The sequence below is a fragment of the Curtobacterium sp. JUb34 genome, assembly GCF_003755065.1.
In the GTDB taxonomy this organism is placed as follows: domain Bacteria; phylum Actinomycetota; class Actinomycetes; order Actinomycetales; family Microbacteriaceae; genus Curtobacterium.
Genome location: NZ_RJVH01000002.1, coordinates 191,393 through 212,869 on the forward strand (window position 1 = coordinate 191,393; position 21,477 = coordinate 212,869).

General features: G+C 71.1%; 21 protein-coding genes and 1 tRNA gene. 18 read left to right on the plus strand and 4 right to left on the minus strand.

From position 1 onward, the window contains the following. Nucleotide 1: 1 nt before the first annotated feature. Nucleotides 2–1,060 (minus strand): Gfo/Idh/MocA family protein, encoded by a 1,059-nt coding sequence (locus EDF63_RS07400; protein ID WP_260233014.1) that lies wholly within the window; start codon nt 1,058–1,060, stop codon nt 2–4. Between the two features lie 167 nt (nt 1,061–1,227). On the opposite strand from EDF63_RS07400, the gene EDF63_RS07405 reads away from it, so the two are divergent. Further along, nucleotides 1,228–2,052, plus strand: coding sequence for an alpha/beta hydrolase (locus EDF63_RS07405; protein WP_123312384.1), 825 nt, complete (start codon nt 1,228–1,230; stop codon nt 2,050–2,052). Between the two features lie 51 nt (nt 2,053–2,103). Beyond that, nucleotides 2,104–2,484 carry a VOC family protein gene (locus EDF63_RS07410; protein ID WP_123312385.1) on the plus strand — a complete coding sequence of 127 codons (381 nt, stop codon included), beginning with the start codon at nt 2,104–2,106 and terminating at the stop codon, nt 2,482–2,484. Between the two features lie 56 nt (nt 2,485–2,540). Here the strand turns inward: EDF63_RS07410 and EDF63_RS07415 are convergent. Both EDF63_RS07415 and EDF63_RS18640 read right to left on the minus strand, forming a co-directional pair. Beyond that, nucleotides 2,541–2,615 (minus strand) — tRNA-Arg (locus EDF63_RS07415). Nucleotides 2,616–3,031: 416 nt separating this feature from the next. Beyond that, nucleotides 3,032–3,613, minus strand: coding sequence for a hypothetical protein (locus tag EDF63_RS18640; protein WP_185021333.1), 582 nt, complete (start codon nt 3,611–3,613; stop codon nt 3,032–3,034). Between the two features lie 59 nt (nt 3,614–3,672). Between EDF63_RS18640 and argS the strand changes: the two genes are divergently transcribed. The 9 genes from argS to prmC all read left to right on the plus strand — a co-directional run bounded on the left by argS (nt 3,673) and on the right by prmC (nt 15,728). After that, nucleotides 3,673–5,343: an arginine--tRNA ligase gene (gene argS / locus EDF63_RS07425; RefSeq protein ID WP_123312386.1), complete on the plus strand. Its 1,671-nt coding sequence runs from the start codon at nt 3,673–3,675 to the stop codon at nt 5,341–5,343. A 189-nt stretch (nt 5,344–5,532) separates the two neighbouring features. After that, entirely contained in the window at nt 5,533–6,288 is a 756-nt protein-coding gene (locus tag EDF63_RS07430) for an LmeA family phospholipid-binding protein (protein ID WP_123312387.1), read from the plus strand. Between the two features lie 58 nt (nt 6,289–6,346). Next, nucleotides 6,347–7,771, plus strand: a complete 1,425-nt coding sequence (gene lysA, locus EDF63_RS07435; RefSeq protein ID WP_123312388.1) for a diaminopimelate decarboxylase — start codon at nt 6,347–6,349, stop codon at nt 7,769–7,771. A 43-nt stretch (nt 7,772–7,814) separates the two neighbouring features. Further along, the gene (locus EDF63_RS07440) at nt 7,815–9,122 is read left to right on the plus strand and encodes a homoserine dehydrogenase (protein WP_111083859.1); all 1,308 of its coding nucleotides are present in this window, start codon (nt 7,815–7,817) and stop codon (nt 9,120–9,122) included. Nucleotides 9,123–9,192: 70 nt separating this feature from the next. Further along, nucleotides 9,193–10,272: a threonine synthase gene (gene thrC / locus EDF63_RS07445; protein WP_123312389.1), complete on the plus strand. Its 1,080-nt coding sequence runs from the start codon at nt 9,193–9,195 to the stop codon at nt 10,270–10,272. Between the two features lie 77 nt (nt 10,273–10,349). Beyond that, entirely contained in the window at nt 10,350–11,288 is a 939-nt protein-coding gene (gene thrB, locus EDF63_RS07450) for a homoserine kinase (RefSeq protein WP_111084152.1), read from the plus strand. Nucleotides 11,289–11,481: 193 nt separating this feature from the next. Further along, nucleotides 11,482–13,752 carry a transcription termination factor Rho gene (gene rho, locus EDF63_RS07455; protein ID WP_123312390.1) on the plus strand — a complete coding sequence of 757 codons (2,271 nt, stop codon included), beginning with the start codon at nt 11,482–11,484 and terminating at the stop codon, nt 13,750–13,752. Nucleotides 13,753–13,755: 3 nt separating this feature from the next. Then, nucleotides 13,756–14,838 (plus strand): peptide chain release factor 1, encoded by a 1,083-nt coding sequence (gene prfA, locus EDF63_RS07460; protein ID WP_111083862.1) that lies wholly within the window; start codon nt 13,756–13,758, stop codon nt 14,836–14,838. Between the two features lie 14 nt (nt 14,839–14,852). Further along, on the plus strand, nt 14,853–15,728 hold the full coding sequence (gene prmC / locus EDF63_RS07465; protein ID WP_123312391.1) for a peptide chain release factor N(5)-glutamine methyltransferase: 876 nt from the start codon (nt 14,853–14,855) through the stop codon (nt 15,726–15,728). A gap of 36 nt (nt 15,729–15,764) precedes the next feature. On the opposite strand, the gene EDF63_RS07470 is transcribed toward prmC, so the two are convergent. Further along, a complete protein-coding gene (locus EDF63_RS07470; protein ID WP_185021334.1) occupies nt 15,765–16,415 on the minus strand; it encodes an HAD family phosphatase in 651 nt (216 codons plus the stop codon). 37 nt (nt 16,416–16,452) lie between these two features. Here EDF63_RS07470 and EDF63_RS07475 point away from each other — a divergent pair, with 37 nt between their 5' ends. The 7 genes from EDF63_RS07475 to EDF63_RS07505 all read left to right on the plus strand — a co-directional run bounded on the left by EDF63_RS07475 (nt 16,453) and on the right by EDF63_RS07505 (nt 21,465). After that, entirely contained in the window at nt 16,453–17,127 is a 675-nt protein-coding gene (locus EDF63_RS07475) for an L-threonylcarbamoyladenylate synthase (RefSeq protein WP_123312393.1), read from the plus strand. Beyond that, nucleotides 17,124–18,350, plus strand: a complete 1,227-nt coding sequence (locus EDF63_RS07480; RefSeq protein WP_123312394.1) for an MraY family glycosyltransferase — start codon at nt 17,124–17,126, stop codon at nt 18,348–18,350. The genes EDF63_RS07475 and EDF63_RS07480 overlap by 4 nt, the downstream gene beginning before the upstream one ends. Continuing rightward, nucleotides 18,347–18,838, plus strand: coding sequence for a hypothetical protein (locus tag EDF63_RS07485; RefSeq protein WP_260233015.1), 492 nt, complete (start codon nt 18,347–18,349; stop codon nt 18,836–18,838). Before EDF63_RS07480 ends, EDF63_RS07485 begins: the two co-directional genes overlap by 4 nt. 107 nt (nt 18,839–18,945) lie before the next feature. Then, a complete protein-coding gene (gene atpB / locus EDF63_RS07490) occupies nt 18,946–19,806 on the plus strand; it encodes a F0F1 ATP synthase subunit A (RefSeq protein WP_333925860.1) in 861 nt (286 codons plus the stop codon). Between the two features lie 61 nt (nt 19,807–19,867). Beyond that, nucleotides 19,868–20,104, plus strand: coding sequence for an ATP synthase F0 subunit C (atpE, locus tag EDF63_RS07495; protein ID WP_027465781.1), 237 nt, complete (start codon nt 19,868–19,870; stop codon nt 20,102–20,104). 9 nt (nt 20,105–20,113) lie between these two features. Then, complete coding sequence (locus EDF63_RS07500) at nt 20,114–20,668, plus strand: F0F1 ATP synthase subunit B (protein WP_123312395.1); 555 nt, start codon at nt 20,114–20,116, stop codon at nt 20,666–20,668. A 2-nt stretch (nt 20,669–20,670) separates the two neighbouring features. Next, on the plus strand, nt 20,671–21,465 hold the full coding sequence (locus EDF63_RS07505) for a F0F1 ATP synthase subunit delta (RefSeq protein WP_123312396.1): 795 nt from the start codon (nt 20,671–20,673) through the stop codon (nt 21,463–21,465). Nucleotides 21,466–21,477 lie beyond the last annotated feature (12 nt).

Here is a 21,477-nt window from a genome sequence, read left to right on the forward strand (position 1 = left end):
CCTAGGGGGTCGAGGTGTCGCGCTCGGAAACAGACGCCACGGCCCCTGTGCCGAGGTCCGCACGCGCCGCGTCGAGCGCCCGCGCGATCCCGATCGAGTCGTCGAGCGAGTGCACCGGCGACTCCGTCCGGCCGTCCGCCACGTACCGGGCGAGCGCCGCCGCCTGCCAGACGAGCCCCTGTCGACCCCGCAGCCCGGTCGGCTCCGACCAGCGGTCCTCCCCACCCCGGTGGTGCACCGCGAACGACGCCGGGAACACGAAGTGGTCGGTGTACCGCACGGTGGCCCGGCTGCCCGCGATGGCCGCCAGCCCCGGCGTCCACGCCGTCATCGACGTGGCCACCACGGCCTGTGCGCCACCGTCCGCCGTCGACACGGTGACGGACTGGAGGTCGACCCCGCGATCCGAGACCGCTCCCGTCGTGCTGCTGGTCACCGGGGCGCCGGTGGCGAACCGTGCGAACCAGTGCCCGTAGACACCGGCATCGAGGAGTGCGCCGCCGCCGGCGGCGGGGTCGAACATGCGGTCGGCCGGGTCCGGGTCGTGCGGCCAGCCGACGTCCACGGTCGCGAGCCGGACGTCGCCGAGGGCGCCGTCCGCGAGCAGACGGGCGATCACCGTGGAGCCGGGCAGGTACCGGGTCCACATGGCCTCCATCGCCAGGACGCCCTCGGCCCGTGCGGCGTCGGCGAGGGTGCGGGTGTCCGCGGCCGAGGTCGTCATCGGCTTCTCGACGAGGACGTGCTTGCCCGCGGCGATCGCGAGCAGCGCGTGCCCGAGGTGCTGCGGGTGCGGGGAGGCGACGTAGACGACGTCGACGGTGGGGTCCGCGACGAGGGCCTCGTACGAGCCGTGCACCCCGGGGACGCCGTGGCGGGCGGCGAAGGCGGCGGCACGCTCGGGGGAGCGGGACCCCACGGCGACGACGCGCTGGTCGGAGTTCGCGTGCATCGTGGCGGTGAAGTCGTTCGCGATCTCCCCGGGGCCGATCACGCCCCACCCGAGCGTCGGCCCGCCTCGGAGCGCGTGGACCTCGGGCTCGGGGAACGTCATCGTCATGCCGGCACGCTACCGGGCGGACCCGACCGTCGTCGCGCGGCCTGGCGCCCCGGATCCGACCCGCATCGAGTCATCTGACACAACCGTCCCGTGCCGCAGTCGATCACAATCGGATTCCGTCCCCCTGCCCGATCGGGCGTCGGGAGCTCGAGGAAGGTCGTCATCGGATGCCCGCACAACAGCCGCCACGCATCGACCGCGACGTGCGGTACTCGGACCAGCACGAGTCGCTGGTCCTCGACGTCCACCGTCCTGGCCCCGGATCGCCCGCGAGCGTCGGCGCCGTCGTGCTGGTGCACGGGGGCGGCTGGTTCCGCGGGGACAAGGCCAAGGAGGACGGACTGGCCGCGCGGCTCGTGCACGCTGGGTACACCGTCTTCGTGCCGGACTACCGGCTGGCGCCGACCGACGTGTTCCCCGCGAGCAGGGACGACGTGCTGGCCGCGTACGAGTGGGCGCTGCAGTCCGACGTCGCGTTCGACCGGAACAAGGTCGCGTTCTTCGGGGGATCCGCGGGCGGGAACCTCGCCGTCGAGGGCGGCATCGCGACCGGCCGACCCTCCGTGAGCTGGTCGGGGATCTTCGGCCTCGCGGACATAATCCGAGCAACCGACGGCACGGTCGACGCCGCGCCGACGACGCAGGACCTCAACGCGATGCGCAGCGCGGACATCGACCAGACCGGGCGGGACGACGCATTCCTCCGCTGGGTGATCCTGCAGGAGGTCGGCGGCGATCGATCGGCGCTCGACGGAGCATCCACGGTCGGGCACGTGACGGCGTCGACCGGCCCGGTCTACCTCGCCAACTCCCTCGAGGAGTGGGTCCCACGGTCGGACCCGATCGCCCTGCAGGCAGCGCTCGCAGCGGTCGGCGTGCCGAGCACCCTGCAGCTGATCCCGGGTCTCCGGCACGCCGAGGGGTACACCGACCACGCCCTTCCCGGATCGCTCGCGTTCCTCGCGCAGGCGCTCGAGGTCGAGCACCGGTGAGCGGAGCGCCGACGCCATCGCCGCACCAGCCCACGACGAAGGAGAACCCGCATGCCTGACGACCCCGCACCCCCGCTCACGATCGGTCCCGTCGGCAACGTCTTCCTGTTCGTGGACGACCTCGACGCCGCGGTCGCCTGGTACTCGGCCAGGCTCCGCCGCGAACCGGTCGTCCGCGGTGGCGCGCTCGTCGCGTTCGACATCGGGAGCGTCCGCTTCACGCTGCACCGGGCCGACGAGCTGAACACACCGGGGCCCTCGGGCACGGTCCCGTACTGGACGGTGCCGGACGTCGATGCCGTCGTCGAGGACTGGGTCGCGAACGGAGCCGTCGCGCACCGGGGGCCGAAGACGGTGTTCACAGGGGAGCGGCTCTGCCAGCTGCTCGACCCGTTCGGGAACCTGTTCGCGGTGCGAGCGGAGCCCCGGTGACGACCCCGTCCGCGCCCGTCGCGTGGTCTGCGTCACGCGGCCCTGCGGCGTTGTTCTGGTGCCCCCAGGAGGATTCGAACCTCCGCCCCTGCCTCCGGAGGGCAGTGCTCTATCCCCTGAGCTATGGGGGCCAAGGGGTGCAACAACCGTAGCAGGTCCGGCGCGCGGTCCCGGACAGCGCGTGTCGCGCAGGGGACGCGACTGCAGGGCGGACGGGAGGCGCGGTGTGGGCCCGCCGCGGGCCTCCCGTCCGCACGGTGCGCGCGTTGCGGGCCGGTGCGAGGTTGCGTGTTCCGTGAGGCGCTGTAGGCGCGCACGACGTGTGCAACCTCGCACCGGATGGCGGACCCGGCGCCGTGCGTGGTCGCCGCTGGACGGGAGGCGCGGTGCGGGCCCGCCTCGGGCCTCCCGTCCGCACGGTGCGCGCGTCGCGGGCCGGTGCGAGGTTCCGTGTTCCGTGCGGCGCTGTAGACGCGCACCACGTGTGCAACCTCGCACCGGACGACGGACCCGGCGCCGTGCGTGGTCGCGTCAGCCCGCGGCCGCGTCAGCCCGCGGGCGTCGCCGTCGCCGTCGCCGACGCCGTCGGCTGCAGCGCGGCGCGGACCGCGTCGACGACGGGCTGTGCACCGCCGGGCTCGGTGAACAGCGTCGACTGCGTGGTGATCCAGTACGGGTCCGCGAAGGCGTCCGCGCGGCCGACGTCGTCGTTCAGCGCGAAGTAGCCCTCGACGCGGTAGGTGGGGACCGAGCCGCCCCGGTCGTACAGGGCGTCCTTCAGGTTGGTGAGCGACTTCTCAGGCAGGTGGGCGACGGCGAGGGTGATCGTCTCGGTGTCGTCGTCGGTGGCGACGAACTGGCAGACGCGGCCCCGCTGCTTCGCGATGGTGGCGGCGGGGGAGCCCTTCGCCGGGGTGAAGGAGTCGTCGAGCGCGAAGGTCGTGCCGTACACCGACAGGGCCTCGGTCGGCAGGAGCTCGGCGCACGTCTGGGCCACCGCCGTGCCGACCGGGGTCGCACTCGGCGTCGGGTCGCTGTCGCCGCCGCTCGAGCAGGCCGACAGGGCGAGTGCTGCTGCGGCGGTGACGACGGCGACGGAGCACGCCCGGGCACGGCTTCGGGTGGTCATGCCGACATGATGGCCCATCGTCCGGCGTGCACCTGGGTGTCCCGGTAGACTCGTCCGCCGTGACTCCTGCCGAACTCTCCGCCGCGTACCTGTCGATCCTGACCGGGATCGTCGAGCGACGAGGCGCGTCCGAGACCGTGACGATCGGGGACTCCCACGTGGTGCTCGAGCGGCCGAAGAACCGCGCGCACGGCGACTGGGCCTCGAACGCCGCCATGCAGCTCGCGAAGCGCATCGGCACGAACCCGCGCGAGCTCGCGACGGAGATCGCCGGTGAGCTGACCGAGCTCGACGGCGTGGCCTCGGTCGACGTCGCCGGCCCGGGGTTCATCAACGTCACGCTCGAGGCGGCGGCGGCCGGCGAGATCGCGCGCACGATCGTCGAGGGCGGCGAGTCCTTCGGGCGCGGCGACCTGTACGACGGCGTCCGGATCAACCTGGAGTTCGTGTCGGCGAACCCAACCGGCCCGATCCACATGGGCGGCGTGCGCTGGGCCGCGGTGGGCGACAGCCTGGCCCGCGTGTTCCAGGCGCAGGGCGGCCTCGTCACCCGTGAGTACTACTTCAACGACCACGGCGCGCAGATCGACCGCTTCGCCCGCTCGCTCGTCGCGTCGGCGCTCGGTGAGCCCACGCCGGAGGACGGCTACGGCGGCGCGTACATCTCCGAGATCGCTGCGCGTGTGATCGCGACGCTCGACCCGTCGACCGACGTCAAGGACCTGCCGCGCGACGAGGCGCAGGAGGTCTTCCGGCGTGAGGGCGTGGACTTCATGTTCGCGGACATCAAGTCGTCGCTGCACGACTTCGGTGTGGACTTCGACGTCTACTTCCACGAGAACGCCCTCCACGAGTCGAAGGCCGTCGAGCGCGCCATCGCCCGTCTGCGTTCGGCCGGCGTGATGTACGAGGCCGAGGGTGCCGAGTGGCTCCGCACGACCGACTTCGGCGACGACCGCGACCGCGTGGTCATCAAGTCCGACGGCGAGCCCGCGTACATCGCCGGCGACCTGGCGTACTACCTCGACAAGCGCGAGCGCGGCTTCGAGCGCAACCTGATCATGCTCGGCGCGGACCACCACGGCTACGTCGGCCGGATGATGGCGATGTGCGCGGCGTTCGGTGACGAGCCGGGCACGAACCTCGAGATCCTGATCGGGCAGATGGTCAACCTGCTCAAGGACGGCGAGCCGATGCGCATGTCGAAGCGCAACGGCACCATCGTCACGATGGAGGACCTCGTCGACGCCGTCGGGGTCGACGCCGGCCGGTACTCGCTCGTCCGGTTCGCCAGCGACACCGCGATCGACATCGACCTCGACCTGCTCACGAAGCGGACGAACGACAACCCCGTCTTCTACGTGCAGTACGCCCACGCGCGCACCCAGTCGGTGGCCCGCAACGCCGAGGCCGCTGGCGTCGACCGGTCCGCGTTCGATGCCTCGCTGTTGACGCACGACTCCGAGGGCGCGCTGCTCGGTGCCCTGGCCGAGTACCCGCGCGTGGTGCGCCACGCCGCAGAGCTCCGTGAGCCGCACCGCATCGCCCGGTACATCGAGCAGCTCGCGGGCCTGTACCACCGCTGGTACGACGCCTGCCGCGTGACCCCGCTCGGCGACGAGCCCGTCACCGACCTGCACCGCACGCGCCTGTGGCTGAACGACGCCACCGGCCAGGTCGTCCGCAACGGCCTCGGCCTGCTCGGTGTGAGCGCTCCGTCCCGCATGTAGCGGAGCGGCGTCGCTGAGCAGACGGCCGAGCCGTTGTCGTGACGCGCCCCCTGACGGTCATCGCGCCCCCGTGTGCGGGGGCGCGATGACCGTGGCGGGGCGCGATCGAGCGGGCCCGCGCCCCGCGCACGCCCCCGCCGCCCCCCGCCTCCAGGCAGGCTGACGGGACCACCTGGCAGGGTGGGCGGCATGTCCGCCGCCACCGAACGCCCCCGCAAGCGCCGCCGCTGGCCCGTCGTCCTGATCGTGGTCGTCGTCGTGCTCGCCGCCCTCGTCGTGATCGCCGAGTTCGTGCTCCGCGGGGTCGTCGACCGCATGATCGCGCAGCAGGTCGAGCAGTCGCTGCCCGACGGCACCACGGGCCAGGTCGAGGCGCACGCCGACGGCATCGTCATCCCGCAGCTCATCGGCGGCACGCTCGACCGGGTCGAGATCTCCTCATCGAAGCTCACCGTCGACGGCATCCCGCTCGCCGCCGACGTCACCGCGCGGGACGTCCCGGTGGACGGCAAGGGCGACGTGCGCGACGTGGACGGCACCGTCACGCTGGCGTCGTCGAGCGTGAAGGACCTGTCGAAGTACAGCCCGCTGTTCGACCGGCTCTCCCTGGTGGACGGCGGCGTCGAGCTGTCCGGCTCCACCGCGGTGCTCGGCTACGACATCACCTACGCGGCGAAGGGCGACGTGGTCGCGCAGGACGACGGCCGCGGCATCACGATCACCCCGAAGAGCGTGCGGATCACCAACTCGGACCTCGGCCTCAAGGTGGACTCGATCCCCGGCGTCACGAACGTGCCGGTGCAGGTCTGCACGGCGCAGTTCCTGCCCGAATCGCTCCGCGTGCGCTCGCTCGACGTCTCGAAGGCCGACGCGACGGTCCGCGTCACCGCGGACGCGCTGCCGCTCAACGAGGAGGGTCTGCAGACGGTCGGCAGCTGCGGCTGATCCCGTGGCTGCGTAACGCGGCCGGGAGGCCCGTCCAGCGTCGGTAGGATCGGGTCCCGTGAGCGAGAACCCCCTTGCACCGCCGCGACTGCGGTTCCCGACGGACGCCTCCGAGCTGGTGGACCGGATCTGGCCCGCGTCCGCGACGCGGACCGACGACGGCGACCTGGCCATCGGCGGTGTCACCGCGACGGACCTGGTCCGGCAGTACGGCACCCCGCTCTACGTCGTCGACGAGCGCGACGTGCAGTCCCGTGCGGTCCGGGTGCGCAACGCGTTCACCGAGGCGTTCGAGGGCATCGGCACCCGCGCCCACGTCTACTACGCCGGCAAGGCGTTCCTGACGACCCAGGTCGTGGCGTGGATGGCCGAGGCCGACCTGCGCGTCGACGTCTGCACCGGCGGGGAGCTCGCGGTCGCCCTGGCCGCCGGCATCGACCCGGCGATGCTCGGCTTCCACGGCAACGACAAGTCCGACGCCGAGATCGCCCGCGCGGTCGAGGTCGGCGTGGGCACGATCGTGCTGGACAGCCACGAAGAGGTCCAGCGTGTCGCCCGTGCCGCGGCGGACGCCGGGGTCGTGCAGCGCGTGCGCATCCGGATCAACAGCGGCGTGCACGCGTCGACCCACGAGTACCTGGCCACCGCGCGCGAGGACCAGAAGTTCGGCATCCCGCTCACCGAGGCCGTGGCCGCGGCCGAGGCGGTGCGCGCCGAGTCGTCGCTCGTGTTCGTCGGACTGCACTCGCACATCGGTTCGCAGATCTTCGACGAGTCCGGGTTCCGTGAGGCCGCCCGACGCCTGATGGACGTGCACGCGACGCTGGTCGAGACCGGTCCGGTGCCCGAGCTGAACCTCGGCGGCGGCTGGGGCATCGACTACACCGAGGCCGACTCCGCCTTCGCGCCCGAGGACGTCGCCGACGCCCTCGCCGCGATCATCGCCGAGGCCTGTGCCGAGCGGGACATCCCCGTGCCCAAGGTCGCGGTCGAGCCCGGTCGCTACATCGTCGGCCCGGCGGGTATCACGCTCTACCGCGTCGGGACGATCAAGCCCGTCACGCTCGAGACCGGCGACGACGCGGGTCACGCGACGCGCACGTACGTGTCCGTCGACGGCGGCATGAGCGACAACGCCCGCCCGGCCCTGTACGGCGCGGACTACACCGCCCGGCTCGCCCGGACGTCCGAGTCGCCGGCCGTGCTCACCCGCGTCGTCGGGAAGCACTGCGAGAGCGGGGACATCGTGGTCAACGACGAGTACCTGCCCGGAGACGTCCAGCGCGGTGACCTGCTCGCCGTCGCGGCCACCGGCGCGTACTGCTGGGCGCTGTCGAGCAACTACAACCACGTGGGCCGCCCGCCGGTCGTCGCCGTGGCGGACGGCGCAGCCCGTATCCTCGTGCGGGGCGAGTCGATCGACGACCTCCTCGCCCGTGACACCGGGGTCGTGCCCGTACCCCACGCCGGCACCGGCCACTGACCCGATGAACAGGGCTCACCCCCACCGACAGGAACCACACCAGATGATCGAATACCGCAACGTCCGCGTCGCGCTGCTCGGGGCCGGCTCGGTCGGGTCCCAGGTCGCTCGGCTCCTGCTCGAGCACGCCGACGAACTCGCCTCCCGCGCGGGTGCCGGCCTCGAACTCGTCGGGATCGCCGTGCGCGACGTCGACGCCCCGCGCGACGTCGACCTGCCCCGTGAGCTCTACACGACCGATGCCGGATCGCTCATCCTCGGTGCCGACATCGTCGTCGAGCTGATCGGTGGCATCGAGCCGGCGCGCACGCTCGTGCTGCAGGCGCTGCAGTCCGGCGCGGACGTCGTCACGGGCAACAAGGCGCTCCTGGCGACCCACGGTCCGGAGCTCTTCGCGGTGGCCGAGCAGGTCGGCGCGCAGCTGTACTACGAGGCCGCCGTCGCCGGTGCGATCCCGATCATCCGACCGCTGCACGACTCGCTCGCCGGTGACCGCATCGAGCGGATCATGGGCATCGTCAACGGCACCACGAACTTCATCCTCGACCTGATGGACCGGCAGGGGAGCACGTTCGAGGACGCCCTGGCCACCGCGACCGACCTCGGGTACGCCGAGGCCGACCCGACCGCCGACATCGAGGGCTACGACGCCGCGCAGAAGGCCGCGATCCTGGCCTCGCTGGCGTTCCACACCTCGGTGCCGCTGGCTGCGGTGCACCGCGAGGGCATCACGTCGGTGACGATCGAGCAGGTCCGTGCCGCGCGCAAGGCCGGCTACGTCGTGAAGATCCTGGCGACCGCCGAGCGGCTGACCGACGAGGACGGCCGCGAGGGCGTCAGCGCCCGGGTGTACCCGGCCCTCGTGCCGGAGTCGCACCCCCTGGCGAGCGTGCACGGTGCGAAGAACGCGGTGTTCGTCGAGGCCGAAGCAGCTGGCGACCTCATGTTCTACGGTGCCGGTGCCGGTGGCGTCGAGACGGCCTCCGCCGTGCTCGGTGACCTCGTGTCCGCCGCACGTCGGCACGTCATCGGCGGCCCGGGCGTCGCGGAGTCGACCCAGTCGGACCTGCCCGTCTTCCCGATCGGCACCGTCCGCACGCGCTACCAGATCACGTTGCACGTCACGGACGCCCCCGGCGTGCTGTCGACGGTCGCCGGCGTGCTCGCGAAGCACGGCGTGAGCGTCGAGACCGTCGAGCAGACCACCGCGGGCGCCTCCGAGGGGACGGCCGCGCTCGTCATCGGCACGCACCTGGCGCGCGAAGCCGACCTGGCGGACACCGTCCGCACGCTCCGCGGCGAGGACGTGGTCCTGGATGTGACCAGCGTCCTGCGCTTCGTCGGCGCCTGACGCACCACGGGCCTCCAGGCCGACCCCGAACCGAAACCAGACCGACCCACCGGACAGAGAGAGAAGCCTGATGGCCCACCAGTGGCAGGGAGTCCTGCGCGAGTACGCCGACCGACTCGACGTGACCGAGGCGACGCCGATCGTCACGCTCGGTGAGGGCGGTACGCCCCTCATCCCGGCTCGTCGGCTCTCCGAGCGCACCGGCGCCGAGGTCTACGTCAAGTTCGAGGGCATGAACCCGACCGGGTCCTTCAAGGACCGCGGCATGACGATGGCGATCTCGAAGGCCGTCGAGCACGGTGCGAAGGCCGTCATCTGCGCCTCGACCGGCAACACGAGCGCCTCGGCCGCCGCGTACGCCACGCACGCCGGCATCACCGCCGCGGTGCTCGTGCCCGAGGGCAAGATCGCCATGGGCAAGCTCAGCCAGGCCGTCGCGCACGACGCGCAGCTGCTGCAGGTCCAGGGCAACTTCGACGACTGCCTCGACATCGCCCGCGACCTGGCGGCGAACTACCCGGTGCACCTCGTCAACTCGGTCAACAACGACCGCATCGAGGGCCAGAAGACCGCCGCGTTCGAGGTCGTCGACGTGCTCGGCGACGCCCCGGACTTCCACTTCCTGCCGGTCGGCAACGCGGGCAACTACACCGCGTACTCGCGCGGCTACCGCGAGGACGTGGCCGCTGGCCGCACGACGAAGCTCCCGCGCATGTTCGGCTTCCAGGCCGCCGGCTCCGCGCCGATCGTCCGCGGCGAGGTCGTCAAGAACCCGGACACCATCGCGTCGGCGATCCGCATCGGCAACCCGGCCTCGTGGCAGTTCGCCCTCGAGGCCCGCGACGAGACCGACGGCTACTTCGGCGCCATCTCGGACGAGGCCATCCTCGCCGCGCACCACATCCTGTCGGCCGAGGTCGGCGTCTTCGTCGAGCCCGCGTCGGCGATCGGTGTCGCCGGGCTGCTCGAGCGCGCCGACGCCGGCGTCGTGCCGAAGGGCGCGAAGGTCGTCATCACCGTCACCGGCCACGGCCTGAAGGACCCGCAGTGGGCCCTGCGCACCGAGGACGGCAGCGCGGTCACCCCGACGAGCGTGCCGGTCGACACCAAGTCGATCGCGGACGTGCTCGGACTGGTCTCGGCGCAGTGAGCCTCGACCGCTCGTCCGGACCGGGGGAGGGCGTCACCGCCCACAGTGCTGTACCGGCCGGACGGGCGGTCCACGCTGTGCCCGCCGGACGGGCCGTGCGCGTCCGCGTGCCGGCGACGTCCGCGAACCTCGGCCCGGGGTTCGACTCGCTCGGCCTCGCGCTCTCGCTGTACGACGAGGTGGTCGTCCGGGTCCGCCCGGAACCCGGCGCCACCGTCACGGTGCAGGGCGTCGGTGCGGGCGAGGTCGCCACCGACGACACGAACCTGGTCGTGCGTGCCGTCCGCCGCGGCCTCGAGCACGCCGGTGTCGACCAGCCCGGCCTCGAACTGCACGCCACGAACGCCATCCCGCACGGCCGTGGGCTCGGTTCCTCGGCGGCCGCGATCGTCGCCGGCCTGATGGCGGCCCGCGGGCTGCTCGAGGGCGTCGTCGACCTGGACGCCTCGACGCTGCTCAGCCTGGCCACCGAGATGGAGGGGCACCCGGACAACGTCGCCCCCGCACTGTTCGGTGGGCTCACCATCGCGTGGATGACGGCCGAAGGACCCGCCTACAAGCGGCTCCTGGTGCACCGCGGTGTCGCACCGGTCGTGTTCGTGCCGACGTCCACGTTGTCGACGAAGCTGGCCCGCTCCCTGCAGCCCGAGAACGTCCCGCACGCCGACGCCGCGTTCAACGTCTCCCGCTCCGCACTGCTCGTCGCCGCGCTCATCCAGAGCCCCGAGCTCCTGCTCGCCGCGACCGAGGACCGTCTGCACCAGGCCTACCGGGCCAGTGCGATGCCGGAGACCGACGCACTGATCGGACTGCTCCGTCAGCACGGGCTCGCGGCCGTCGTGTCCGGGGCGGGACCGAGCCTGCTCGTGCTCGGCAGCGACCCGGCGCAACGGCTCACCGCCGCGGATCTCGTCGCCCGGCACGGGGAATCCGACTGGCGGGCGCTCATGCTGGCCGTCGATCTCGGTGGTGCTACAGTGGTGGCGCACTCGGCGCTCGAAGCCGAACCCGCGTAGTCGCCCGGACTGCTCGTGCCATGGGGTCCATCCCGTGGCCAGCTCCGACGCAGCGCAGGGTCCGGTGCGCGGGGGCACTCTCTTTCTGATCACCGAATCCCGGTCCGTCGTCTGAACGGCGGTCGATGCATACCCGTGCATCCGGGACGGTGGAAACTCTCCGCGTTCTGCGGTTCGAAAGGAAACACCGACCTTGACCGACAACAACTCCGCCCAGGTGGAGATCCCCAGCGACCTGCGCGCCCTCCGACTGCCGGAACTCCAGCGCATCGCCTCCTCGCTCGGCATCACCGGGCTCTCCAAGCTCCGCAAGGGCGACCTCATCGCCTCGATCGAGGACAAGCGTCCCGTGACGGACGACGCCCCCGCCGCGGCAGCGCCCGCCGCGACCCCCGTCACGGCCCCGGTGACCGAGCAGCCGACGCTGCCGGAGCCCGCAGCCGAGGCGCCGACCGCTCCGGTCGCCGACCCCGAGGCCCCCGCCGTCGAGTCTGAGCCGGCCGCGCCGTCGCGTGCCCGCCGTTCGCGTCGTGCGTCGTCCGGGGGCACCGTGAACGCCGGCCCGACCTCGGCCGCCGAGCACACCAACGCCGGCCACACCGGCACCGAGGACCTGCTCGCGGGCCTCGACCAGGTGCGTGCCGAGAAGGACGCCCAGGAAGCCGCCCAGACGCAGACCGGTGGGCAGCGTCGCGGCCGTGGCCAGCGCGGTTCCGACCAGCAGGCCCAGCAGCCGGACGAGTCGGCCGACCAGCAGACGCCGACCTCGGCACCTGCGCAGGACGACCAGCAGGCGCGGAACGACCAGCAGAGCACCGAGGGTGCGTCGCAGGACCAGTCCGCTGCCGCCGACTCCGGCGAGCAGAACGACCAGAACGACCAGCAGGGCGAGAGCGGTTCGCGTCGCGGCCGTCGCAGCCGTGGTCGCGGTCGTGGCCGTGGGCAGAACGCCGAGAACGGCGAGCAGAACGCTGACCAGCAGCCGCAGCAGGACGGCCAGCAGCACCAGCAGGGCGGCCAGCAGAAGCAGAACGGCGGCGACCAGCAGAAGCAGGCCGACGCCAAGCAGGCCGACGCCAAGCAGAACGACGCCAAGCAGCGCGATCAGAAGCAGGACGACCGCGCCGAGCAGAAGCAGCAGGCGGCCAACCAGCAGAAGCAGAACGGTCAGCAGAAGCAGGGCCAGCAGGCCCAGCAGAACGCCGACGACTCCGAGGGTGGCCGCAGCCGTCGCCAGCGGGACCGCAAGCGCGGCCGTGGTGGCCAGAACGACGACTTCGAGCCCGAGGTCACCGAGGACGACGTCCTGATCCCGATCGCGGGCATCCTCGACGTCCTCGACAACTACGCGTTCGTCCGCACCACGGGCTACCTGCCCGGACCGAACGACGTCTACGTCTCGCTCGGCCAGGTGAAGAAGTACCACCTGCGCAAGGGCGACGCCGTCGTCGGCTCGATCAAGCAGCCCCGTGACAACGAGCAGCAGAGCCGTCAGAAGTACAACGCGCTCGTGACCGTCGACTCGGTCAACGGCCAGACCGCCGAAGAGGCAGCGGCCCGCGTCGACTTCTCCGACCTCACCCCGCTGTACCCGAACGAGCGCCTGCGCCTCGAGACGGAGCCCGGCAAGCTGAGCACGCGCATCATCGACCTCGTGTCGCCGATCGGCAAGGGCCAGCGCGGCCTGATCGTCTCGCCGCCCAAGGCCGGCAAGACCGTCGTGCTGCAGGCCATCGCCAATGCGGTCGCGAAGAACAACCCCGAGGCGCACCTCATGGTCGTCCTGGTCGACGAGCGGCCCGAAGAGGTCACCGACATGCAGCGCACGGTGAAGGGCGAGGTCATCGCCTCGACCTTCGACCGTCCGGCAGAGGACCACACCACGGTCGCCGAGCTCGCCATCGAGCGCGCGAAGCGCCTGGTGGAGCTCGGCCACGACGTCGTGCTCCTGCTCGACTCGATCACCCGTCTGGGCCGTGCGTACAACCTGTCGACCCCGGCGTCGGGCCGCGTGCTCTCCGGCGGCGTCGACTCGGCGGCGCTCTACCCGCCGAAGCGCTTCTTCGGTGCGGCGCGCAACATCGAGGACGGTGGCTCGCTGACCATCCTCGCCACAGCGCTCGTCGAGACCGGTTCCAAGATGGACGAGGTCATCTTCGAGGAGTTCAAGGGCACCGGCAACATGGAGCTCCGCCTCAACCGTCACCTGGCGGACAAGCGGATCTTCCCGGCCGTCGACGTCAACGCCTCCGGCACCCGTCGCGAGGAGCAGCTGCTCTCCGCCGACGAGGTCAAGATCACGTGGCGTCTGCGTCGGGCCCTCGCCGGGCTCGACCCGCAGCAGGCCCTCGAGATCGTGCTGCGGAACCTCAAGGAGACGCAGTCGAACGTCGAGTTCCTGGTGCAGGTGCAGAAGTCGGTCCCGACGACCGGCGGCGCCCACCACAACGGTCACCAGGAGTAACGCGTGTTCGAGTCGGTGGCAGGGCTGCTGGCGGAACACGAGGACCTGACGCAGCAGCTGTCGGACCCCGCGCTCCACGCCGATGCGGCCCGGGCGAAGAAGGTGAACCGGCGCTACGCCGAGCTCAACCAGATCAAGTCCGCGTACGAGTCCTGGCAGGCGGCGGGGGACGACCTCGCCGCCGCCCAGGAGCTCGCGCGCGAGGACTCGGCGTTCGCGGACGAGGTCCCCGGGCTCGAGGAGCAGTTGGCGGAGCGTCAGGAGCGTCTCCGCCGGCTGCTCATCCCGCGCGACCCCGACGACGGACGCGACGTGATCATGGAGATCAAGGGCGGCGAGGGCGGCGAGGAATCGGCGCTGTTCGCGGCCGACCTCCTGCGCATGTACTCGCACTACGCCGAGACCAAGGGCTGGAAGGTCGAGCTCCTCGAGCGCACCGAGTCCGACCTGGGCGGCTACAAGGACGTCCAGGTCGCGATCAAGTCGAACACCACCGACCCGTCGCAGGGCGTCTGGGCGCACCTGAAGTACGAGGGCGGCGTGCACCGCGTGCAGCGCGTGCCGCAGACCGAGTCGCAGGGGCGCATCCACACCTCGACGACCGGCGTGCTGGTGTTCCCCGAGGTCGACGAGCCGGAGGAGGTCGCGATCAACCAGAACGACCTCAAGATCGACGTCTACCGGTCGTCCGGCCCCGGCGGCCAGTCCGTCAACACGACGGACTCCGCGGTCCGCATCACCCACCTGCCCACGGGCATCACGGTGGCGATGCAGAACGAGAAGTCGCAGCTGCAGAACCGTGAGGCCGGCATGCGCGTGCTCCGCGCACGTATCCTCGCGCGGCAGCAGGAGGAGCTCGACGCGATCGCCTCGGACGCGCGCAAGTCGCAGATCCGCGGGATGGACCGTTCGGAGCGCATCCGGACGTACAACTTCCCGGAGAACCGGATCGCGGACCACCGCACCGGCTACAAGGCGTACGACCTCGACCGCGTCATGAACGGTGCGCTCGAGCCCGTCGTCCAGTCCGCCATCCAGGCGGACGAAGAGGCACGGCTGGCCGCCATCGGCGACCAGGACGCGTAGCCCCGGAGGCACCGATCACCTCCGACACGCCCGTCACGTACGCCGCGGATCGCCTGCTCGAGCAGGCGGCCGCGGCGCTCGTCGCGTCCGGCGTCCCGACACCCCAGGTCGACGCCGAGCTGTTGCTCGCATGGGCGACCGACACGTCGCGCGGCGCCGTGCAGGCCCGGGCGATGACCGGTGGCGCCATCGCGGCGGAGCACGTCGAGCGCTTCCGGCACGCGATCGCGCGTCGGAGCACCCGCGAACCCCTGCAGCACATCACCGGGCAGGCGTACTTCCGCGCGCTGACCCTGGCGGTCGGGCCCGGGGTCTTCGTGCCCCGCCCCGAGACCGAGGGCGTCGTGCAGTTCGGCATCGACGCGCTCCGGACGGTCGCGGTGCCGGCGCCGATCGCGGTCGACCTCGGTTCGGGCAGTGGTGCGATCGCCATCGCGATGGACACCGAGGTGCCGAACGCCGTCGTCTACGCGGTCGAGGCCTCGCCCGAGGCACTGCCCTGGACCCGTCGGAACGTCGATGCCCACGGCGGCACGGTGCGACTCGTCGAGGGTGACCTGGCCGACGCGCTGCCCGAACTCGACGGCACGGTGTCCGTCGTGGTCTCGAACCCGCCGTACGTGCCGGACGACGCGGTCCCGATCGATCCCGAGGTGCGCGACCACGACCCCGCGATGGCGCTGTACGGCGGACCGGACGGCCTCGACGCCGTGCGTGCCCTGGCCGAGACGGCGTGGCGGCTGCTCGTGTCCGGCGGGGTGCTCGTCATCGAGCACGCCGAGCCGCAGGGCGCCGGCGTCCGCGACGTGCTCGCGCGCCGGGGGTTCCGGACCCCGGAGACGCACGTCGACCTGACGGGACGCGACCGCACGACCACCGCGACGCGGTAGCCGGACGCACCACGGGCCTCCCGGTCGGTGTGTCGGTCAGGCGACGGGGGAGGCCTCGCGCTGCTGCGCGACGAACGCGCGGACGTGCTCGCGCAGATCGGTGTCGCGCTCGACCAGGACGGCGTGGATGCCGACGCTCCGGGCGCCCGCGATGTTCTCGGGCATGTCGTCGGCGAAGAACGTGCGCTCGGCGGGCACGCCGTGGTGCTCGACCGCGCGGAGGAAGACCTCGGGCTCGGGCTTGCGGGCGCCGAAGTTGCTCGACGTGTCCAGGTGCTCGCCGAACAGCCCGGGCAGCGAGGGGGCCCACTGGTGGATCCACCGACCGGCGAGCGGCCCGTTGTTCGTGAGCAGGCCGACACGCCCGTGCTCGCTCGCGATGCGGACGGCCTCGATGCGCTCGGGCAGCTCGGTCATGGCAGCACCGCGGATCCGCGCCCACTCGGACTCGGGGACGTCGCACTCCATGGCCCGCTCGAACGCGGCGAGGTACTCGTCACCGTCGGCGAAGCCACCGGCCTCGGCACGCATCTCGTGGCCGCAGTCCCACCAGCGCCGGCGGAGCTCCGCGAACTCGTGTCCGGTGAACTCGGAGAGTGCGGCCATCCGCACCTGCCAGTCGTACCGGACCAGGACGTCGTCCATGTCGAAGAGGAACAGGAGGTGGGGCGCAGGGGTCTCGTTCACGATGTCCTCCATTGTGTCGCACTATCATCGTCGAGTCATGGCATCCCGATACGACTGCACCGACTCCGACGGGCTCCTGACCGGGATGCGGCTCGCACGTGCCGCCCTCGGGCGCGGAGACCTCGTCGTCGTCCCCACCGACACCGTCTACGGCCTCGCCGCGGACGCCTTCAACGCTGCCGCCGTCCAGCGGCTGCTCGACGCGAAGGGCCGGACGCGGCAGTCGCCGCCGCCGGTGCTCATCCCCGGCCCGCCGACGCTCGACGCGCTCGCGAGCGACGTGCCGCAGCAGGTGCGCGACCTCGTCGCCGAGTTCTGGCCCGGCGGGCTGACCGTGATCCTGCGTGCACAGCCGTCGCTCGACTGGGACCTCGGCGAGACGCGGGGCACGGTCGCCCTGCGGATGCCGGACTCGCGGATCGCGCTCGAGCTCCTGCAAGAAGTGGGTCCGCTCGCGGTCTCCTCCGCGAACTCGACCGGTGACCCGGCCGCGATGGACGTCGACGCCGCCGAGCGGATGCTCGGGGACAGCGTCGCGGTGTACCTGGACGGTGGCGCCATCGGGGAGCACGAGGGCTTCGAGGCCTCGACCGGGTCGACGATCGTCGACGCGACGGGGCTGTCGGACGGCGGGAAGCTCCGCATCGTCCGGCACGGGGTGATCTCCGACGACGAGATCACCCGGGTCGTCGGAGCCGACCTCGTCGGATGAAGTACTACCTGCTGGCGGGGGCGATCGCCGCGGTCGTGAGCTTCCTGGTCAGCGTGCTCGTCTGGAAGCTCGGGCTGAAGTACAAGTGGTACCCCCAGGTCCGCGAGCGGGACGTGCACCGCACGCCCACGCCGCGCCTCGGCGGGATCGCGATGTACATCGGCGTCATCGTGTCGCTGCTGGCGGCGTGGTTCCTGTTCCCCTCGATCGCGGGGACCGACTACTTCCGGCTGGTGTTCTCCGAGCCGGGCCGCGTGTTGGCGGTGCTCGGGGGAGCGACGATCATCGTGGTCCTCGGGGTCGCGGACGACATCTGGGACCTCGACTGGATGACGAAGCTCGCGGGCCAGATCATCGCCGCGGGCATCCTCGCCTGGCAGGGCGTGGCCATCGTGTCGCTGCCGATCGGGAACACCCTGGGGGTCGGCTCGTCGTACATGAGCCTGATCTTCACGGTGCTGGCGGTGGTGCTCGTGATGAACGCGGTGAACTTCATCGACGGACTCGACGGTTTGGTCGCGGGGGTCGCGATCATCGCCGGCGGAGTGTTCTTCCTCTACACGTTCTTCATCAACCGCGTGGTCGTGCAGACCGAGTTCTTCTTCAACCTGCCGTCCCTGCTGACGGCGGTGCTCGTCGGGTCCTGCTTCGGGTTCCTCATCCTCAACTGGCACCCCGCGAAGCTCTTCATGGGTGACGCCGGAGCCCTGCTCGTCGGCTTCCTGATGGCCACGAGCGCGGTGTCGGTCACGGGCAACATCGATCCGGCAGCGGTGCAGACACGCCAGGCACTGCTGCCGGCCTTCATCCCGATCCTGCTGCCCTTCGCGATCCTGATCGTGCCGATCCTCGACTTCGGCCTGGCGGTCACCAGGCGGCTCAGTGCCGGGAAGTCCCCGTTCTCGGCCGACCGCAAGCACCTGCACCACCGCCTGCTCGACATGGGGCACTCGCACTTCCACGCCGTGCTGATCTTCTACGCGTGGACCGCCACCGTCGCGGTCGGGTGCCTGCTGTTCCTGTTCGTCGACTGGTACTGGGTGGTCACCTTCGTCGCGGTCGGCTTCACCGTGTGCGCGGTCGCCACGTTCGCGCCGCTCGGCCGGAAGCGGACCGAGATCGCCGCCCAGACCGCCAACCGCTCCGCCGCCGTGGTGGACGCCAGCCTCGACCCGCTCGACCGGGCCGCCAACGACCGCACGATCCCAGGAGACATCACGTGACCGCACCGAACGCGCTCGACCACGTCCGGCCGGTGTTCCGCCGCATCATCACCTGGGGAGCGATCCTCGCCGTCGCCCTGGCGATCGTCGGGGGAGTCGTGGGACTGCTCGTCGCCGACACTCCCGGGCTCGTCGGCGGCCTGCTCGGAGCCGTGCTCAGCGTCGTGTTCCTCGGGCTGACCGCCGTCAGTGTCCTCGTCGCGCTGCGCGTCTCCAAGGGACAGATGATCTCGGGTGCCTTCTTCGGCATCGTGATGGGCACCTGGCTGCTCAAGTTCATCGTCTTCATCGTGCTGCTCGTGGCGCTGAAGGACCGCACCTGGGTGGACTTCCCGGTGCTCGCGATCGTGATCATCGCGGGTGTCGTCGGGTCCCTGGTCATCGACGTCGTCGCGGTGGCGAAGGCCCGCATCCCGATCGGCGTGCAGCTGCCCGGCGACGGGGCCGATGGCTCCGCGGACGCTGAGAACCCGACCCCCCGCAACTGAGAAGCCGGGAAGCCTCTCGCACCTGATAGGCTTCTCGGAGTCCGCCACCGGAGCCTTTCGCTCGGAGCGGGCAAGCCTCCACAACGTCCACCATCGCGTGCCATGATGTGCGCGCGCCGACACAGGAGACAGCGCTGCTATCCCACGCTCTTCCCCTGTCCCTCTCTGCTGCGGTTGACACCGTTGCGGCGGGGAGCAGCAAGGCCGCCGAGTTCCATGGTCCGTCGATCAACGAGTTCTTCCCGGATGCGATCTTCTTCGCCGGGACGCCGTTCGAGATCGATCGGGTCGTCCTCATCCGCTTCTTCGCCGTCGCCGTGCTCCTGGTGTTCGCCTTCGTGGGAACACGCGCGCTGAAGCTCGTCCCGAACCGCGGTCAGGCGTTCATCGAGTACGCGTTCGACGTCGTTCGTCGCAACACCTTCGACAACCTCGGAGAGAAGGACGGCAAGCGATTCCTGCCGCTCCTGGCGACGATCTTCTTCGGCGTGCTGTTCATGAACCTGACCGGTCTGATCCCGGGCATGAACCTCGCCGGCACCAGTCGCATCGCGATGCCGATGATCCTCGCGATCGTCGCCTACGTCGCGTTCATCTACGCCGGCCTCCGCAAGCACCCGGGCACGTTCCTCCGGAACTCGCTCTTCCCGCCCGGGGTGCCGTGGTTCCTCTACATCATCGTGACGCCGATCGAGCTCGTCTCGACGTTCGTGCTCCGTCCGGTCACGCTGACGCTGCGACTCCTGATGAACATGGTCGTCGGGCACCTGCTGCTCGTCCTGTTCTTCTCGGCCACGCAGTTCTTCTTCTTCGACGCTTCGCTCGGCTTCAAGGCCTTCGGCGTCGGGACGCTCGCGTTCGGCATCGCGTTCAGCTTCTTCGAGATCCTCGTCGCGCTGCTGCAGGCCTACGTCTTCATGCTCCTCACCGCCGTCTACATCCAGCTGGCGCTGGCTGACGAGCACTGATTCCTCACTGACCCCCTACGGGACCGGCGACCGTCGGACCCGCACCTCGAAAGGAAAACACGTGGACGCAACGACCGTTCTCGCGGAGATCAACGGCAACATCGCGACGGTTGGCTACGGCCTCGCTGCGATCGGCCCGGCCATCGGTGTCGGCATCGTCGTCGGCAAGACGATCGAGTCCGTCGCTCGCCAGCCCGAGCTCCAGGGCCGCCTGACGACCCTCATGTACATCGGTATCGCCTTCACCGAGGCCCTGGCCTTCATCGGCATCGCCACGTACTTCATCTTCACCAACTAAGGTTCCTCGATGCACAACGCACTCATCATCGCGGCGGAGGAGACGCACAACCCCCTCATTCCGCCGGTGTACGACATCGTGTGGTCCGCGGTGGCCTTCCTCATCATCCTCGTGGTGATGTGGCGTGTCGTCACGCCGCGCATCACGAAGATGCTCGATGAGCGCACTGAGGCCATCGAGGGTGGCATCAAGAAGGCAGAGGCTGCTCAGGAGCAGGCCGCTGCTGCGCTCGACGAGTACAACAAGCAGCTCGCCGACGCCCGCTCCGAGGCGTCCCGCATCCGCGAGCAGGCCCGCGCCGACGCCACGGCGATCGGCAACGAGGTCCGCGAGCAGGCAGCGGCCGATGCAGCACGCATCACGGCCAACGCCCAGGCGCAGATCGAAGCCGAGCGCCAGAGCGCTGTCCAGTCTCTCCGGTCCGAGGTGGGCACCCTTGCCCTCGACCTCGCGTCCGGCGTGATCGGCGAATCGCTCAAGGACGACGCCAAGTCGTCGGCAGTCGTCGACCGCTTCCTCGCCGACCTCGAGGCCTCGCAGGCCACGAAGACGGGGGAGCACTGAGCATGCGCAGCGCTACCAGAGAAGCACTCGCGTCCACCAGGGCGGTGCTCTCGGACCTCGGTTCGAGCGCCGACCTGGCCGCGGGTGCCGAGATCCTCGCCTCCGGGCGTGCGATCGCCGGTGCGCCGCAGCTGCTCGGGCTGCTGTCCGACCCGACGGCCGACCCGGCCGGCAAGAAGGTCCTCCTCGACCGCGTCTTCGCCGGTCAGTCGAACGCGACGCGCGCGGTCCTGACCGCGGTGGCCGGCTCGCGCTGGTCCTCGCAGCAGGATCTGCTCGCAGGCATCGAGGACGCGGGTATCCGCGCCGTCGCCGCCACCGCGGGTCCGGGCTCGCCGATCGAGTCCGAGTTGTTCGCCTTCGAGACCGCCGTCCGTTCGGACGCCGGCCTCGAGCTGGCACTCGGCACGAAGCTCGGTAGCCCGGCGCAGAAGGGCGCGCTCGTCGAGCGGCTCCTCGGCCCGAAGGCGTCGCAGCAGACCGTGACCATCGTCTCCGCGCTCGTGCAGCAGCCTCGCGGCCGCCGCATCGGTGAACTCGTCCGCGATGCCTCGCGCATCGTGGCCGAGCAGGACGGCAAGCTCGTCGCGACCGTGGTCACCGCCACGGCACTCACGACCGCCCAGTCGGCACGCGTTGCACGCGGTCTGGCCGAGCGCTACGGCAAGGACATCAGCATCAACCAGGTCGTCGACCCCACGGTCGTCGGCGGGGTCCGGGTGCAGATCGGCGGCGACGTCATCGACGGCACCGTGTCCACGCGGCTCTCGGAGCTCCGGCTCCAGCTCGCCGGCTAGGCGTACGGTCGA

Coding starts and splice junctions, on each gene's coding strand:
- EDF63_RS07400 (WP_260233014.1), bottom strand. CDS start 1,060: ATGACGATGACGTTCCCCGAGCCCGAGGTCCACGCGCTCCGAGGCGGG.
- EDF63_RS07405 (WP_123312384.1), top strand. CDS start 1,228: ATGCCCGCACAACAGCCGCCACGCATCGACCGCGACGTGCGGTACTCG.
- EDF63_RS07410 (WP_123312385.1), top strand. CDS start 2,104: ATGCCTGACGACCCCGCACCCCCGCTCACGATCGGTCCCGTCGGCAAC.
- EDF63_RS18640 (WP_185021333.1), bottom strand. CDS start 3,613: ATGACCACCCGAAGCCGTGCCCGGGCGTGCTCCGTCGCCGTCGTCACC.
- EDF63_RS07430 (WP_123312387.1), top strand. CDS start 5,533: ATGTCCGCCGCCACCGAACGCCCCCGCAAGCGCCGCCGCTGGCCCGTC.
- EDF63_RS07440 (WP_111083859.1), top strand. CDS start 7,815: ATGATCGAATACCGCAACGTCCGCGTCGCGCTGCTCGGGGCCGGCTCG.
- thrC (WP_123312389.1), top strand. CDS start 9,193: ATGGCCCACCAGTGGCAGGGAGTCCTGCGCGAGTACGCCGACCGACTC.
- EDF63_RS07475 (WP_123312393.1), top strand. CDS start 16,453: ATGGCATCCCGATACGACTGCACCGACTCCGACGGGCTCCTGACCGGG.
- EDF63_RS07480 (WP_123312394.1), top strand. CDS start 17,124: ATGAAGTACTACCTGCTGGCGGGGGCGATCGCCGCGGTCGTGAGCTTC.
- EDF63_RS07500 (WP_123312395.1), top strand. CDS start 20,114: ATGCACAACGCACTCATCATCGCGGCGGAGGAGACGCACAACCCCCTC.
- EDF63_RS07505 (WP_123312396.1), top strand. CDS start 20,671: ATGCGCAGCGCTACCAGAGAAGCACTCGCGTCCACCAGGGCGGTGCTC.